Origin of the sequence: Kurthia sp. Dielmo, from assembly GCF_000307285.2 — a bacterium.
In the GTDB taxonomy this organism is placed as follows: Bacteria; Bacillota; Bacilli; order Bacillales_A; family Planococcaceae; genus Kurthia; species Kurthia populi.
Window position 1 is genome coordinate 653,834 of sequence record NZ_HE578956.1, and the last position, 14,286, is coordinate 668,119.

At 39.8% G+C, this 14,286-nt stretch carries 16 protein-coding genes and 1 riboswitch; of the genes, 12 read left to right on the plus strand and 4 right to left on the minus strand.

Annotated elements, in window-relative coordinates:
- The coding region (locus KTHG_RS21040; protein WP_044527208.1) for a hypothetical protein at nucleotides 1-666 on the plus strand (666 nt) is incomplete at its 5' end.
- Nucleotides 667-678: 12 nt separating this feature from the next.
- Nucleotides 679-1,155, plus strand: coding sequence for a glutathione peroxidase (locus tag KTHG_RS03535; RefSeq protein ID WP_020189548.1), 477 nt, complete (start codon nucleotides 679-681; stop codon nucleotides 1,153-1,155).
- 42 nt (nucleotides 1,156-1,197) lie between these two features.
- Nucleotides 1,198-1,384: riboswitch (cobalamin riboswitch) on the plus strand.
- 327 nt (nucleotides 1,385-1,711) lie between these two features.
- Here the strand turns inward: KTHG_RS03535 and KTHG_RS03540 are convergent.
- Together KTHG_RS03540 and KTHG_RS03545 are read right to left on the minus strand one after the other, a co-directional pair.
- Nucleotides 1,712-2,338 carry a DUF4309 domain-containing protein gene (locus KTHG_RS03540; RefSeq protein ID WP_020189549.1) on the minus strand — a complete coding sequence of 209 codons (627 nt, stop codon included), beginning with the start codon at nucleotides 2,336-2,338 and terminating at the stop codon, nucleotides 1,712-1,714.
- A gap of 245 nt (nucleotides 2,339-2,583) precedes the next feature.
- A complete protein-coding gene (locus tag KTHG_RS03545; RefSeq protein ID WP_255512356.1) occupies nucleotides 2,584-4,158 on the minus strand; it encodes a bifunctional metallophosphatase/5'-nucleotidase in 1,575 nt (524 codons plus the stop codon).
- Between the two features lie 422 nt (nucleotides 4,159-4,580).
- Between KTHG_RS03545 and KTHG_RS03550 the strand changes: the two genes are divergently transcribed.
- A complete protein-coding gene (locus KTHG_RS03550; protein ID WP_020189550.1) occupies nucleotides 4,581-5,030 on the plus strand; it encodes a hypothetical protein in 450 nt (149 codons plus the stop codon).
- Between the two features lie 100 nt (nucleotides 5,031-5,130).
- Here KTHG_RS03550 and lexA read toward each other — a convergent pair whose 3' ends face one another.
- Nucleotides 5,131-5,751: a transcriptional repressor LexA gene (gene lexA, locus KTHG_RS03555; RefSeq protein WP_020189551.1), complete on the minus strand. Its 621-nt coding sequence runs from the start codon at nucleotides 5,749-5,751 to the stop codon at nucleotides 5,131-5,133.
- A gap of 158 nt (nucleotides 5,752-5,909) precedes the next feature.
- Here lexA and yneA point away from each other — a divergent pair, with 158 nt between their 5' ends.
- The 5 genes from yneA to KTHG_RS03580 all read left to right on the plus strand — a co-directional run bounded on the left by yneA (nucleotide 5,910) and on the right by KTHG_RS03580 (nucleotide 9,469).
- Nucleotides 5,910-6,215, plus strand: a complete 306-nt coding sequence (gene yneA / locus KTHG_RS03560) for a cell division suppressor protein YneA (RefSeq protein ID WP_139991839.1) — start codon at nucleotides 5,910-5,912, stop codon at nucleotides 6,213-6,215.
- Between the two features lie 71 nt (nucleotides 6,216-6,286).
- A complete protein-coding gene (locus tag KTHG_RS03565; RefSeq protein ID WP_020189553.1) occupies nucleotides 6,287-6,532 on the plus strand; it encodes a DUF896 domain-containing protein in 246 nt (81 codons plus the stop codon).
- Between the two features lie 203 nt (nucleotides 6,533-6,735).
- Nucleotides 6,736-8,730, plus strand: coding sequence for a transketolase (gene tkt / locus KTHG_RS03570; RefSeq protein WP_020189554.1), 1,995 nt, complete (start codon nucleotides 6,736-6,738; stop codon nucleotides 8,728-8,730).
- Nucleotides 8,731-8,890: 160 nt separating this feature from the next.
- The gene (locus KTHG_RS03575; protein WP_020189555.1) at nucleotides 8,891-9,169 is read left to right on the plus strand and encodes a YneF family protein; all 279 of its coding nucleotides are present in this window, start codon (nucleotides 8,891-8,893) and stop codon (nucleotides 9,167-9,169) included.
- Between the two features lie 69 nt (nucleotides 9,170-9,238).
- On the plus strand, nucleotides 9,239-9,469 hold the full coding sequence (locus KTHG_RS03580; protein WP_020189556.1) for a YqkE family protein: 231 nt from the start codon (nucleotides 9,239-9,241) through the stop codon (nucleotides 9,467-9,469).
- A 326-nt stretch (nucleotides 9,470-9,795) separates the two neighbouring features.
- Here the strand turns inward: KTHG_RS03580 and KTHG_RS03585 are convergent, their stop codons facing one another.
- Nucleotides 9,796-10,698 carry an aldo/keto reductase gene (locus KTHG_RS03585; RefSeq protein ID WP_020189557.1) on the minus strand — a complete coding sequence of 301 codons (903 nt, stop codon included), beginning with the start codon at nucleotides 10,696-10,698 and terminating at the stop codon, nucleotides 9,796-9,798.
- A gap of 71 nt (nucleotides 10,699-10,769) precedes the next feature.
- Here KTHG_RS03585 and KTHG_RS03590 point away from each other — a divergent pair, with 71 nt between their 5' ends.
- From KTHG_RS03590 to deoB, 4 genes are all read left to right on the plus strand, one after another.
- Nucleotides 10,770-11,312: an NUDIX domain-containing protein gene (locus tag KTHG_RS03590; RefSeq protein ID WP_020189558.1), complete on the plus strand. Its 543-nt coding sequence runs from the start codon at nucleotides 10,770-10,772 to the stop codon at nucleotides 11,310-11,312.
- A 208-nt stretch (nucleotides 11,313-11,520) separates the two neighbouring features.
- A complete protein-coding gene (gene fur / locus KTHG_RS03595) occupies nucleotides 11,521-11,982 on the plus strand; it encodes a ferric iron uptake transcriptional regulator (RefSeq protein ID WP_020189559.1) in 462 nt (153 codons plus the stop codon).
- 99 nt (nucleotides 11,983-12,081) lie between these two features.
- Entirely contained in the window at nucleotides 12,082-12,984 is a 903-nt protein-coding gene (gene xerD / locus KTHG_RS03600) for a site-specific tyrosine recombinase XerD (protein ID WP_020189560.1), read from the plus strand.
- A gap of 84 nt (nucleotides 12,985-13,068) precedes the next feature.
- Entirely contained in the window at nucleotides 13,069-14,268 is a 1,200-nt protein-coding gene (gene deoB, locus KTHG_RS03605; RefSeq protein WP_020189561.1) for a phosphopentomutase, read from the plus strand.
- Nucleotides 14,269-14,286 lie beyond the last annotated feature (18 nt).

The window sequence follows — 14,286 nt, forward strand, 5'->3', positions numbered from 1 at the left end:
GATAAAGCTGAAATGCTCGCAACCTTGCCACTGCTATCGTACAATGACAAAAATAAAATCAAAGTACATGCGATTAAATGTATTTTGACGAGCCTCAACAAAGTTATTGATGATTTTTTAGTAAATGGAATGAGCTCGAAGCGAAAAAGTGTTTTAGCGGTACGAGATACGATGATTGAGGACTTTAATAGCCATGCATCGGTGCATAAGCTTGTCCATGAAATGAGTAAAAAGGGTGTTAATTATACATCGAATATTAACCCGATGGATATTCTTGACATTTTAGTCGTACGTCCGATTCAAAATAATACGCGCATCGTTCGGCAGCACGGGGCCTTTATTATTAACGGCTTATTAGAGCGCAATGAATGTGAGCGTAAAATCGAGGAAATTCGCTATCGTACTTCAAATGAAAATGATGATGTGCGTTCGATTGAAGCCTTTTTAGCAGTTTATGAGGATATTTTAAATCCACGTCTAATCGATATGCTAGAAGTGCTATTAGAGGAAGCGAAAAACGGTATTAAAGTTCGGTATATTCTACCGTCAGACGTCAAGGCAGATTTACAGGAATGGTTGGACGTAATTGAAATTAATGAATCCACCATTTATCCAGATTACGAACGCGTTGCAAGCTATTTAAAACGAACAGTATTAGCGAAATAGGAGGATGAAGTGATGACAAATTTATATGATTTTAACGCGACACTTGAAAACGGGGAACAGTATTCACTTGAGAAATACAAAGGACAGGTTGTTTTAGTGGTGAACACCGCAACAAAATGCGGCTTCACACCACAATTTGGTGGCTTAGAAAAACTCTATGAAGAGTACAAGGATCAAGGCTTTGTCGTATTAGGTTTTCCATCAAATCAATTTAAGCAGGAACTAGACAGTGGGCAGGAAGCGGCGGCTGCTTGTCGTCGTGACTACGGCGTGACATTTCCAATGCATGAACTAACAGATGTGAACGGTGAGCACGCGGAGCCGGTATTTAAATTTATGACATCGTCCGCTAAAGGCTTTTTAGGTAGCGAAAGTGTAAAATGGAACTTCACGAAATTTTTAGTTGACCGTGAAGGGAATGTTGTCGAGCGCTTTGCGTCAAAAGATAAACCAGAATCGTTAAAAAAGGCGATTGAGAAATTATTATAATATTGCGAAATCAGTAAACGTTTGGTATACTTACAAATGTAAATCGAATATGCAGCACGCGGTGTAAAATCTTCAAAGTGATTTTACTTAAAAGGGAAGTTTGTGAAAGTCAAACGCTGTCCCGCAACTGTAAATACCGGTCAAACTTGCATAACCACTGCTTTATAGCGGGAAGGGCGAGAAGACGAGAGGTATGAGCCAGGAGACCTGCCGTATGCAAAAGCATCTAGTTTACCTACGAGGATAGGAAGATGTTGGCTACAGATTATTTTGTAGATGACAGCTGCTTCTGGGTGAAGGGCTGTTTTTTTAAACTTTATTGTGAGAGATAAGTATAGATACTTCAACTCACCTATACTCAATCGCTTGAATCCCTTCAATGATGAATATTTGCATTCCGTTATGAACTCCCCAAATTCTAACTATGAATCAATCATCTTCAAGCGGGAAAAGAGGCTGGCCTTGCGCCGGTCTCTTTTTTTGAAAAAATACAAAAAGCAGGAAGCGATTGTCGCGTTCCTGCTTTTTTATACTCAGATGGTGTCTAAGTATTATTTTATTGCTTCGAATCATCATAAACTTTACTGTAAACAGAAATATGATGTAACGTATGGTCCTTAGTTGAGCCGGTGAATTTCAACATGAAATTACCCGCTGCATAACTCCAAATACGGTCTGGTCCTAGCTTTGTTTTAATAGTTGGCTGACCTAACTGCTTTTTAATTGCCTTAAAAGAAATGCTTGATAATGGTGTTTTGCCATCATCTGCTACAAATGCACGTAATTCATATAAAATATGGCCGCGTCCAATACCCACTCCATAAGCAATTTGTTCTTTCTTTGCTACACGGTATTGTACATAATTCGCTGTATTTAAAAAAGATAAGTTTGGTTTTCCCCATTGTTCTTCCACTTGTGTATACGTTGTTTGACCAACTGTAAATGGCACATTTGGAAGCTGGCCTTTTTTCGCTGCTGCTACAGTTTCTGTTAAAAAGGCTGTTGGATTCGCTACATTATTATTTTTTAAAGAAGCATTCGTATCTTCCGTAGAAGTCGTTGCGGCATTCGAAGTCGTCTTGTTATCTTCTGTTGACGTTTCTTTTGTTGATGAACTAGAGGCACAGCCTTGAAGCAATGCGGTCGCTAGTACACATGGTACGATAAGTCGGGCGAGTTTCATTGCAACCCCTCCTATAGGAATTCGGTAAAAGAATACCGTTTATAATTATAGCAAAACTTCTGTGCTGTTAAATGATGATTTACAGAAAAAAAGAAATTCTATCATTTGAATCATTGTTTTGAAGGTATGTAGCTGTAGAATGTCCATATTTTAAAAGAAAGAAACTGTTTGATAAAAACGTAATATGAAAAAAGCAGAAACCGTGTTATTACAAGGTTTCTGCTTTTTCTTAACATGAAAGAACGCTATTTTTCAACTTGAACGCTACGCGGTGTATAGGCTGTTGGCACATTTTTCATTGCTTTTAAATAGTCGATAAATGTATCGGTATCGATGCCAATAATTTCACTGTTCTTAAGCTTTGTAAATGTTGGAAAGTTATCGCCACCGCCTGTTAAATAATTATTTAACACGACAGTATACGATTTATTCGCAACAATTTTTTCTGAGCTTGATTTATCGCCGACAAAAACATCAACGATTTCTTTGTCGTTGTACGTATAGTGTAGACCGGCTACTTCTAAGCCACGACCGCCTGAGAATTGCTCATTTAACACTTGAGTGATTTGAGCCCCTGTTAATTGTCCAGTGTATAGGAAGTTCGAGAATGGTTGTACCTTTTGCGCAGCTTCCCATGTAATGATGTTTCGCCCATCTTTTACTGTTGCGACTAAATCGTCACGTACACCACCAGAGTTTGTGAATGCAAAATCGACATGACGTTCTAAATTTTTCATTAGGGCAAGCTGTGAGTCAGCTACTAAATTACCGACAGCTGAGCCTCCAATTTTAGCTATACGGACGCTTGATAAACGCTCTGCATCAAATGTCGCAATTTTAGCGCGTGTCACAGTCGCTGTTAATTGAGCGGCATTTTGCACGATGTGATTCACATTTTTTGCGACACTATTTTTATTAATTACTGTATTTGAGCGCGTGTAATTGTATTTTACAGTAGCTGTTGGCGTTTTCACGAAATCATTTGTTGTCGTGCTAATTTTACCTGTTGCGACATTGTATGATTTACCATAATCTAATGATTCGACAACGCGAATATTCTTTTTACCATAAATACCATTAGCGAATGAATGACTATGTCCACCAAAGACAATATCAACAGAATGATTTGGTGCGATTTTATCTAATTTATCAATGATTTGTGTGACAGAACCGCCAACTTGTGCTTTGTTGGGCTTCGCTGCTTGTGTTTCGATTGTTTGATTCGATGTACCTGTATTTTCAGCGCCAGCATGAGCTAAGACGACAATGGCCTTGATACCTTTTTTACGTAGTACCTTATCGTATTTCGCAATGGCCTTTGCAGGATCTGTGAAGCTAAGATTTTTCGTATGTGTTGGCATAATTAATTGCTGTACATAAGGATCAACAACGCCGATAAAACCAACTTTTACACCATTAATCGTTTTAATTTCATATGGTTTAAAGCCAGAAATCGTTTTTTTCGACTTTTTATTGACGACATTTGCCGCTAAAATGGTTGTGTTACTTTTTTCAATTTTATAACGACTTACAAGATCATAGTTTGGTGTATCATATGTGGCTTTTTTTCCTTGAATCACGCGTAAAAATTCGTCTAAACCTTCATTTAATTCATGATTCCCAATGACACCAAGTTGGAAATTCATCGCATTTAAAATCGAAATGGTTGGATGATCTTGAAGCAAGCTAGAAATGGCAGGACCACCACCTAAAATATCACCTGTATGTACAGAAATTGAGTTTGTATTGGCTGATTTTAAGTTATTTGTTTTCGCAAATGCTTGTTTTTCTTTTGATAAATTGTAAGCAAGAGAAGCCATGCCACCAATTGTTTTTCCTGCACTATTTGTATACGTGCTATCAATGTAGCCGTTTAGGTCATTAATCCCTAAAAATTGTACAGGTACGTTCTTTGCTGTTGTTTTGGCATCAGCAGTTGTTGATAATGCACAAAACAGTGCGGCTGTCGCACTTAATGAAACTAGAAATTTCGAACGAATAATTCTAAATTCCTCCTTATAAATTGTGGTATAGTGATAAAATCATTATAATTCAATCTTTTTATTTTCACAATTATGATTTTAAATACATTTAAAAAAGGAATTAAATGGAATTTTTAGTCCTGGTATATCGTCACAAATTGACCATAATTTAATAAGCAGGAGACGTATTTAACTAGCATGTTAGCGACAAGCATATAATAATAGAAGATAGAAATAATCGTGTGAGAGGAAGCATTGAATTGACGACATGTTTAACGGCAGCGCCGGTAGTGAAAGTGTTTTTGGGGAATGAAGAAATTGGGGAGGTTCGATTGAAGCAGGAGCATCCGTTTTTAATGAAGGGACAGCGAACGCATCATGCTATTTATGAAGTGATGACGGCTAAACAACAGCTCATCGGAATTTTTCAGCCACATTTTATGGCAGTAGCGAAAGGTTATGAGCTCGTGTTACCGACATATGGCACCATCCTAGATACGACAACCATACGAGAGGGTTATTGTGCATCGATTCGCGGGACGACGTATGAAGTCCGCAGAGGACAACAAGTCTTTGAGTTTGTGAAGGATAATTGTGTGAAAATGATGATAGAGGTGACGCATGTGATTCGATTAACCGCATTAGAAGAAGTAAGTGATGAGGAGCAATTAATCGTAGCCATGATTGCGATGAAGTTAGCTGCTACATAGAGTGGGAGAGGCGGAGACATTCTAGCCTCTTTTTTTGCGAAAGAAAAAAGAAGAGACTGACATGTCAATCTCCTCCTTATGACGAAATCATAAATGATTGTTACATCACTGTACGATATAAGCCAACTACTTTACCTAAAACAGAAACCTTTTCAACGATGATTGGCTCCATTGTGGCGTTTTCAGGTTGTAAGCGGAAGTGGTGCTCTTCTTTATAGAAGCGTTTTACTGTTGCTTCATTTTCTTCTGTCATCGCGACAACAATTTCACCGTTATTTGCAGATGATTGTTGTTTGACGATAACATAGTCACCATTTAATATGCCAGCCTCGATCATCGAATCGCCCATAATCTCAAGCATGAAAATATGGTCATCTGATGTCGCGTAAGACGATGGAATAGGGAAGTACTCCTCAATATTTTCAATTGCAGTTATCGGCATACCAGCCGTTACTTTTCCTACAAGTGGCACATGGAGTACGTCTTTTTTCTTAACGGCTTCATCCGCTGTATCTAATACCTCAATAGCACGTGGCTTTGTTGGGTCACGACGAATTAATCCCTTACTTTCTAAACGAGCTAAATGCCCGTGCACAGTTGAACTAGATGCTAGTCCAACAGCCTCACCGATTTCACGTACAGAAGGTGGATACCCTTTTGTGCGGACCTCTTCTTTAATAAAAGCTAAAATGTCTTCTTGTCTCTTTGAAACTTTTTTCATTTTTTTCACCTCACCTAGTCTATACCTATCGTACTCCGAGTATAACAAATGCGAACAAACAATGCAAACATAAGTTCGAAAAAATAGTTGACACGAATGTTTGTTCGTTTTAAAATAAGAACACATATTCCGAACGTATATTCGAAAGGGTGATTTTCGTGATAAAGTGGATGAAGAAAAATGGTGCAACAGCCGGTATATCAGCGATTGTAGTATGGAGTATGCTTCTAACAATACATGGACTTTTCGATACAACAGATTTTGGCATCATTCAAGTCAAAGATGGCGATACGCTGTGGACATTAGCGGAGCGTTATAAAGGCGATATGGACCGAGAAGATTGGATTTTATCAGTGAAGCGTGAAAATGCTATTTACGAGGACCGTCTATATGTCGGCGATGAGTTAAATGTGCCAAATGGCCACCACAACATAGAGCAAATCGAAGTCGCAACAAATAAATAAAGGCGAAATACTTGCGTTTAGACCAATTTTTTCATACCTTTGTAGTAGTAGTTATGAAGGGAAGAAAAAATATGTTACCACAAGCAAAAATTAACCGCATCAATGCATTAGCGAAAAAGAAAAAAGCAGGTACACTAACACAGGAAGAAGCAAAAGAACAATCAGCACTTCGTCAAGAATACTTGCAAGCTTTCCGCGGCAATATGCGTCGTACAATTGAAAATGTTCGTGTCATGGACCCAGAAGGGAATGACGTCACACCGGACAAATTAAAACAAGTACAAGAAATCAAATCAAAATTAAATCGTCTTAACTAATGAATTCAGCAGCCGTTGTCAGACGTCTGCTGTTTTTTAATTCCTAGTTAGAAAAAAATTGAGTGATGTAATATTTTGAAAATTGGAATATTTTTTCATAGCGCTTACAATTGATTGAAAAATCATTGTATTCTTTACCAATTTTGACTAGACTGTAGGTAGTACAATATTTTGCTTATTTTAGAAAGGATGTCTATATTACAATGACGCAACAAGCAGATCAGTTAGCAATTAATACGATTCGTACTTTATCAATCGATGCGATTGAAAAAGCAAACTCAGGTCACCCAGGTTTACCAATGGGTGCAGCACCAATGGCTTACACGCTTTGGACAAAACAAATGCACCATAACCCTAAAAACCCAACTTGGTTCAACCGCGACCGTTTCGTTTTATCAGCAGGTCATGGTTCAATGTTACTTTACAGCCTTCTTCACTTAGGTGGCTACGGCCTTGAAATGGAAGAAATCAAAAGCTTCCGCCAATGGGGTTCTAAAACACCAGGTCACCCAGAATACCGCCACACAGCAGGCGTAGAAGCAACAACAGGTCCATTAGGTCAAGGGATCTCAATGGCCGTTGGTATGGCAATGGCTGAGGTACATTTAGCTGCAACATACAACAAACCAAACTACAATGTTGTTGATCACTATACATTCGCACTTTGTGGCGATGGTGATTTAATGGAAGGTGTTTCTGCAGAAGCAGCGTCACTTGCTGGTCACTTAAACTTAGAAAAACTGATCGTTTTATACGATTCAAATGACATCTCTTTAGATGGTGATTTAAATAAATCATTCTCTGACAAAACAGCAGATCGTTTCAAATCTTATGGCTGGAACTACATTTCAGTAGAAGACGGTACAGATGTTGAAGCAATCAATACTGCAATCGAACAAGCAAAATCACATAAAGGCCAACCAACTTTAATTGAAATCAAAACAGTTATTGGCTTTGGTTCTCCAAACAAATCTGGTAAATCAGATTCTCATGGTGCACCACTAGGCACGGACGAAGTAAAATTAACAAAAGCAGCTTACGGCTGGGATGGCGAAGATTTCTTCGTACCAGAAGAAGTATATACAACATTCAACGAAGCAGCTGAAGTAAATGGCGCACAAGTAGAAGCAAAATGGAATGAATTACTTGCAGGTTATAAAGCGGAATTCCCAGAACTTGCGACGCAATTTGAAAATGCCATCGCTGGTAAATTACCAGAAAACTTCGATGCAGATTTCCCTGTATACGAAGCTGGTAAATCAGTAGCGACACGTTCATCTTCAGGTGAAGTAATCAATGCTATCGCAAAAGCTGTACCATCATTCTTCGGTGGTTCTGCTGACCTTGCAGGTTCGAACAAAACAACAATCAAAGGCGCTGGCGATTTCTCAGCACAAACACCAGAAGGCCGTAATATCTGGTTTGGTGTACGTGAATTCGCAATGGGTGCAGCACTTAACGGGATGGCACTTCACGGTGGCTTAAACGTATTTGGCGGTACATTCTTCGTATTCTCTGATTATGTACGTCCAGCAATTCGTTTATCAGCACTTATGGGCTTACCTGTAACATATGTATTCACACATGACTCAATCGCTGTCGGTGAAGATGGTCCAACACACGAACCAATCGAACACTTAGCAGCATTACGCGCAATGCCAAACCTTTCTGTTATCCGTCCTGCAGATGCAACGGAATCAGCAGCAGCGTGGAAACTTGCGTTAGAATCTGAAACAACACCAACAGCATTAGTGCTTTCTCGTCAAAACTTACCAGTTCTTGACGCAGATAAAGAAACGATCTACGAAGGCGTTGCTAAAGGTGCATATGTTGTATCACCAGCGAAAAAAGACGTAGCAGATGCGATTCTTATCGCAACAGGCTCTGAAGTAGGTTTAGCTGTTGAAGCACAACAAGCATTAGCTGCAGAAGGAATTGATGCACAAGTTGTTTCAATGCCTGATATGGCTCGCTTTGATGCACAAGATGCCGCTTATAAAGAAGCGGTATTACCAAAAGCAGTAACAAAACGTTTAGCAATCGAAATGGCGGCATCATTCGGTTGGCATAAATATGTTGGCTTCGAAGGCGATGTACTTGCTATCGATACATTCGGTGCTTCTGCTCCTGGTGAAAAAGTGATTGAAGAGTACGGATTCACAGTTGAAAACGTTGTCTCTAAAGTAAAAGCACTTTAATAGAAAAGGAAGACGAAGATGGGCGAAAACGCCGTCTTCGTCTTTTTTTAATTGTGAACGAAGGATGAAATTCCGCAAACGCTAGTAACGATAAAGTTTTTATTGTATAATGACTTTCGGAGAGATTTATCTCGTTTTATGCAAAAGAGGAGGAAACTACGTGAATACAGCATTAGCTATCGTTCTTATCATTGTAGCCCTTATCGTGGGTGCTGTCGGCGGTTTCTTTATGGCTCGTCAATATATGATGAAATACCTTAAAGAAAATCCACCAATCAATGAAGATATGCTTCGTATGATGATGACGCAAATGGGTCGTAAACCATCTGAAAAACAAGTACGTCAAGTAATGTCTCAAATGAATAAAGCAACTGACCAACAACTTGGTAAAAAAATAAAAAATAATTGTTTGACTAGCTACCTGATAACTCAATATTGAGCCGTTTAGGTAGCTGTTTTTTTATAGGAGGAATTTTCATGGCAAAAAAACAACAGCGTCAAGCACAGGGTGGCGCAAAAAAAACAACAAGATGATAAAGTAACATTAGCTGATCAACTTGGTGGCGATTTACTTGCGCAGTTAAAAAATGCTAAAAAAGAATTAGAGCAAAAAGAGCAAGCCGCCAAACAAGCAGCGAAAGAACAAGCGATAAAAGAGAAAAAGCAACGTGAGAAAAACATGTCCTTTTCTGAACTATTAGATGAGTACGGCTTTGGCGATACCAATTCAAAAAAATAAAGTATTAAAACGCATTTTGGATTCTTAAAAGCCTTTTAAGAAAGAATAGCTCAATGATGGCGTTATCAGTAGGCGTGCCGTTCGGGGTATGCGCATGATAACGCCTTTTCTTTGCTCTTTTTTGATGCTATGTATTAAACCGTACTAAGCATATCTATTCATTCCACTCTTTTATAAGGTTCGATTATCGGTTTTGCCCATTAAAAAAAACACCTTCAAAGATGTATATCGTTGAAAGTGTTTTTTTACTTTTTATATTGTGTCAGCTCTTTAGCGCAGTCTAAAAAAGTAATACCTTTTTTGTGACGAACCGCTATCCTTTCATATTAGTCGCGATGTGTCGTATACAGTTCTTTTTTTGTTAAACCTGCTAGTGCGGCATAATCAAAATCAGCTGGCAGACGGTGATACGCATCGATATTTTGTGTTAGTTGTGCCACGTTAGAGGCGCCAACAATCGTGCTTGCAACAGCCGGGTGCGCTAAATTATAGCCAATTGCTGCTGATAGGACGTCAGGATACGCATCAGCGATATGGCCAAGTGTATCCGTTAATTGCTGCTGTGAATACGATAAATAGCCATCATGCTTTTGCAAGCGCTTCGCCCACTCATTCGTTAATAAGCCTTTTGCCACCGTACCACGTGACACGACAGAAGCACCTTGCTTTGTAATGAAATCAAACCATTCCTCTGGGCGACGGTCGAGGGCGCTATACTGCATCATAACCCCATCCGCCGCACTCATTGGTAAAAACGTTTTTAACACATTTGGACGAATCGATGAAATGCCGTAAGCGCGAATCAGCCCTTCTTTTTTTAGCGTCTCAAATGCATCTGTTACTTCTTCAAAGGAATCATCGAGTGTACCGCCATGAAGCTGGTAAAAGTCTAGATAATCGGTTTGTAGACGTGTCAAACTATCCTTTAAGCCACTAATAATATGCTCCTTCGACGCATCCCAGTGCCAGCCATCTCCATCTGCATTCCACACATTGCCAACTTTTGAGGCAATATAAATATCCGCGCGTTTTGTTTTTAACGCGTCCCCGACGATGCGTTCATTTTCCCCCTTATTATAGAGGTCAGCTGTGTCGAAATAATTGATGCCGCTATCGACCGCCACATCAATTATTTTTTGAGCCTCCGCTCGTTCTAATGGCAGCGACATACACCCAAAACCTAACTCTGAAATATGTAGCTCACTTTGTCCTAATTTTCGTGTGCGCATAGTAAACGCCTCCTTTTAAAACATGGTACAATGAATAGCAGTAAAAGGAAAATGATAGGAGAAAAAAGAGCATGAAATTTGAAGAAAAAACGATTGCAACAGAACCGATTTTTAGTGGCCGCGTTATTCAAGTACAAGTAGATACTGTAACATTACCAGACGGGGAACAAGCGAAGCGCGAAATCGTCAAACATCCTGGTGCGGTTGGGATTATCCCGATTACAGCGGATGGCAAATTAATTGTTGTCGAACAATACCGTAAAGCGTTAAATCGCTCAATCGTCGAAATTCCAGCAGGTAAAATCGAGCCGGGTGAGGATTTAACGGTTTGTGCGCTACGCGAGCTTGAGGAAGAAACAGGCTACGGCACGCAAAACTTAACGTATTTACAAGAGGTTGTGACATCACCAGGCTTTTGTGACGAGGTCGTGCACATTTTTGTCGCACGTGATATTTTCAAACTCGACAACCCTGCGGCATTAGATGACGATGAATTTGTTGAAATGTCAGCGATTACATTAGAAGAAGCACAAAACCTCATGGCACAAGGTGCGATTTGTGATGCGAAAACGATTATTGCGGTCATGTGGCTATACAATCAACAAAGGAAATAGAATGATTCTTATGTAGAAACTCCCGATTTAAGTGAAAATAGTTGATTTTTTATGATATTTCGCTAATATAGTCCATGTAGCAGTTACTAATTGAAAATCATTTTATAATTATTCTAATTTAGTAATCATTCTAATTTAAATAACTTATATCATATTGAAAATATAATTTAGAGATTGGTATAATAGGAACAGTTTAGGGGGGCGTCATATGGAAAGCCGTATTGATCGTATTAAAAAACAACTACATGGTGCGAGCTATAAACTGACGCCGCAACGTGAAGCAACGGTACGCGTGCTTTTAGAAAACGAAGAAGACCACCTCAGCGCTGAGGATGTTTATTTACTCGTAAAAGAAAAAGCACCGGAAATTGGGCTAGCGACAGTATATCGTACATTAGAGCTTTTAACAGAGCTAAAAATTGTCGATAAAATTAACTTCGGTGACGGAGTTTCTCGTTATGATCTTCGTCAAGAAGGCGCAGCTCACTTCCATCACCACCTTGTTTGTATCGAATGTGGCGCCGTTGATGAAATTCAAGAAGACTTGCTTGACGATGTTGAAGCAGTCGTTGAAAAACGCTGGAATTTCACAGTTAAGGACCACCGCTTAACATTTCATGGTATTTGCTGGCGTTGTAATGAACGTCATGCAAACGAAGATGAACAATAAAACTTCCTATTGAATAAGCTAGTAGATAGGACAGCATGATACGTTTATAGCTTAGAGGAAGGATAGCAGATGCTGTCCTTTTTTTATTGGAGGGATTAGATGGAACAACAAACAGATGCCGTAGCGGATTATTTGCACTTTTTACGTGTGGAGCGACAGCTTGCGGCCAATACGCTCACGTCATATGAGCGTGATTTAATGAGCTATGTTACGCATCTTTTTGAAGTGCAAAACATAAAGCATTTCGATGATATTGAACGGGTACATATTTTACTTCATTTACAACAGTTGCGTGAAGCAGGGAATACCGCGCGTACTGTTTCGCGTCATATTTCTGCCATTCGGTCATTTCATCAGTTTTTATTACGTGAAAAACGCTGCGCCAATGACCCAACCGTTCATATTGAGCTCCCGAAGCTTGAGCAGAAGCTGCCGGAAGTGCTCACGATTGAACAAGTAGATGCCCTTATTAATGCGACTGCAAATGCGAAGCCACCTGCAAATATACGCGACCGTGCAATGCTAGAGCTGTTGTATGCGACAGGAATGCGGATTTCAGAGTGTATTGATTTAAACTGTGAGGACCTGCATTTGACGATGGGCTTTGTGCGCGTTTTCGGTAAAGGTGGAAAGGAGCGCATTGTGCCACTAGGTCGATCAGCCATTGCGGCTTGCGAGACGTACTTAAACCAGGGGCGCTTTGTGCTTGAAAAGCCAGAGAATCGCACGGAGGCGTTATTTTTAAACCAACGAGGGAAAAGGTTAACGAGACAGGGTGTTTGGAAGCTATTGAAGGGTTACGCATCAAAAGTGGGTATTGAGAAGATGACACCGCATATTTTCCGCCATTCCTTTGCGACCCATTTGATTGAAAATGGCGCAGATTTACGTGCTGTTCAGGAGTTGTTAGGTCACGCGGATATTTCAACGACGCAGATTTATACACATATTAGTAAAACACGTCTACGAGAGGTTTATAAGACGTTCCATCCACGTGCGTAATTTTTTTTAGAATGTCAGAGGTCTGACGTTTATTTTTCATGAAAATTTGTTAGAATGTAAGTAATTGATAGGAGGGTTCTTCTAATGAAACCATTTAAACGTATTCACTTAATCGTTATGGACTCTGTCGGAATCGGCGAAGCTCCAGACGCAGCAAACTTTAATGATGTAGGTGCTGATACACTAGGGCACATCGCGGAAGAAATGAAAGGGCTTCATATGCCAAATATGGAACGTTTAGGTTATACGAATATTCGTAGCTTAGTGGGCCGCGAAGATTTACAAGGGATGACAAGTGTTGATAAACCAGAGGCTTATTTTGGCTATATGCAAGAAGCATCTGTAGGAAAAGATACGATGACAGGTCACTGGGAAATCATGGGCCTAAACATCGACAAACCATTTAAAGTATACCCAGAAGGCTTCCCGAAAGAATTATTAGATGAATTGGAAGCGCGTACAGGACGCAAAATCTTATGTAACTTACCGTACTCAGGTACAGCGGTTATCGAGGATTACGGGAAGGAGCATATGGAAACAGGTGCCTTAATCGTTTATACATCTGCTGACCCTGTTATGCAAATTGCCGCACATGAAGATATTGTGCCGTTAGATGAATTATATAAAATTTGTGAAATCGCACGTGAGCTCACACAAAAACCAGAATTTTTAGTAGGTCGTGTCATTGCACGTCCATTCGTTGGTGAGCCAGGAAGCTTTACACGTACGTCTAATCGTCATGATTATGCATTAAAACCATTTGGTCGTACCGTAATGAATGAGCTGAAAGATGCCAATTTAGACGTTATCGCACTTGGTAAAATTTCAGATATTTACAATGGCGAAGGTGTCACAGAAGCCATTCGTACAAAAGACAACACGGACGGTATGGATAAATTAGTGGATGTCGTAAAACGCGACTTCCATGGCTTATCATTCCTAAACTTAGTCGATTTTGATGCGAACTTTGGTCACCGCCGCGACCCACTTGGTTACGGTGAGGCATTACAAGAGTTTGACCGCCGCTTACCAGAAGTGTTAGAGGCAATGGGTGAGGATGATTTATTATTAATCACAGCAGACCATGGCAATGACCCAACCTTCCCAGGGACGGATCATACACGTGAATATGTGCCATTAATCGCATATTCAAAACGCTTCGTTAATGGCGGAAAAGCATTACCAAAAATGAATACTTTCGCGTCACTTGGCGCAACGGTAGCGGATAACTTCGACGTCTCGCTACCACAGTACGGTGACAGTTTCTTAAATGACCTAAACTAACTTGATTTTAACTTGATG

Coding starts and splice junctions, on each gene's coding strand:
- lexA (WP_020189551.1), bottom strand. CDS start 5,751: ATGAAAAAAGTTTCAAAGAGACAAGAAGACATTTTAGCTTTTATTAAA.
- KTHG_RS03590 (WP_020189558.1), top strand. CDS start 10,770: ATGAAATTTGAAGAAAAAACGATTGCAACAGAACCGATTTTTAGTGGC.
- deoB (WP_020189561.1), top strand. CDS start 13,069: ATGAAACCATTTAAACGTATTCACTTAATCGTTATGGACTCTGTCGGA.
- KTHG_RS03540 (WP_020189549.1), bottom strand. CDS start 2,338: ATGAAACTCGCCCGACTTATCGTACCATGTGTACTAGCGACCGCATTG.
- fur (WP_020189559.1), top strand. CDS start 11,521: ATGGAAAGCCGTATTGATCGTATTAAAAAACAACTACATGGTGCGAGC.
- tkt (WP_020189554.1), top strand. CDS start 6,736: ATGACGCAACAAGCAGATCAGTTAGCAATTAATACGATTCGTACTTTA.
- KTHG_RS03545 (WP_255512356.1), bottom strand. CDS start 4,158: ATGGCTTCTCTTGCTTACAATTTATCAAAAGAAAAACAAGCATTTGCG.
- KTHG_RS03565 (WP_020189553.1), top strand. CDS start 6,287: ATGTTACCACAAGCAAAAATTAACCGCATCAATGCATTAGCGAAAAAG.
- xerD (WP_020189560.1), top strand. CDS start 12,082: ATGGAACAACAAACAGATGCCGTAGCGGATTATTTGCACTTTTTACGT.
- KTHG_RS03535 (WP_020189548.1), top strand. CDS start 679: ATGACAAATTTATATGATTTTAACGCGACACTTGAAAACGGGGAACAG.
- KTHG_RS03585 (WP_020189557.1), bottom strand. CDS start 10,698: ATGCGCACACGAAAATTAGGACAAAGTGAGCTACATATTTCAGAGTTA.